General features: G+C 64.3%; 1 pseudogene. It reads left to right on the forward strand.

What is annotated here, in order from left to right:
- A pseudogene (locus WS69_RS15785) lies at positions 1-1,177 on the forward strand (cell surface protein); the annotation flags it as partial.

Genomic DNA, 1,177 nt, shown 5'->3' on the forward strand with positions numbered 1-1,177 from the left:
ACCTGCAATCGGTCCACAACCTGACGGTCAACGCCGGCAACATCGTCAACACGGGCGCGATGACGGCCGGCAGCCTGCTCAGTACGCATTCGGGCGACCTGACGAACACTGGCGCGATGGTTGGCGGCAGCGTCGCCATCCAGGCGAGCGGCACGGTGTCGAACCTCGGCCCTGTCGCGCTGATCGGCGCATCGGACACGTCGGGCCTGCTCGAAATTCTCGCGCACGACATCGAGAACCGCGACGACACGACGCTGGGCGATTCGATGCCGACCGCGACGATCTTCGGGCTCGGCAAAGTGGCTTTGGCGGGTGGCAAGGATGCGAACGGCAACTATACGAACGCGGCGTTGATCAACAATTCGTCGGCGGCGATCCAATCGGGCGGTTCGATGGAACTGCATGCCGACAAGGTCACGAACACGCGACGCGTGATGCAGACCTCGGGCTATACGGACCAGGTCGACCCGGCCCTGCTGCAACAGCTCGGCATCAGCATGTCCGGGTGCGCCGCTTACTACATCGCGGCCTGTAGCGGTCAGGACGTGCACTGGATCAATCTGTTCCATGATCCGAATTTCCCTGATTACGATCCCGCGCCCATCATCGCCGCGCTCAAATTGCAGCCGGGCGGGGTCTTCACGGTACCGCCGAACGGCGGGCAGTGGAACAGCGGTTATCAGTACACGACCTACGAGGGCAAAGCGGTTGCCAACACGGTGACGAAGCTGAGCCCGGGCGCGCAGATCGCATCGGGCGGCGACCTGGACGCGTCGACGGTCAAGACGTTCCAGAACTACTGGAGCAGCGTGACGGCGGTCGGCAACATCAAGCAGCCCGTGAGTCTCGATATGGACGGCTGGGGCGCGACGGGCCAGCAAGCGCCGGGCGTGACGGTCACGTATTCCGGCTACTACCACTACAACAACTACGACAACTCGGAACACAACTGGACCTTGCCGTTCGGCGACAAGCCATTCGTCGGCGGGCCGGGCGGCTATACGCAAGCCGCGCCGGCCGATGTGAAGCAGTACAGCCTGCCTGACTACCGCTCGACCTGGGGCGCGAACGGCGCGATCTCGGGCAACGGCGTGAGCGTGAACAACACGGCGGCCAACGCGATCATCCCGTCGCTCGGCTTGCTGCCAGGGCAAGCGGTGCCGGGGCTGACGATCGG

It is taken from the genome of Burkholderia sp. BDU5, from assembly GCF_001522845.1.
GTDB lineage: Bacteria > Pseudomonadota > Gammaproteobacteria > Burkholderiales > Burkholderiaceae > Burkholderia > Burkholderia mayonis.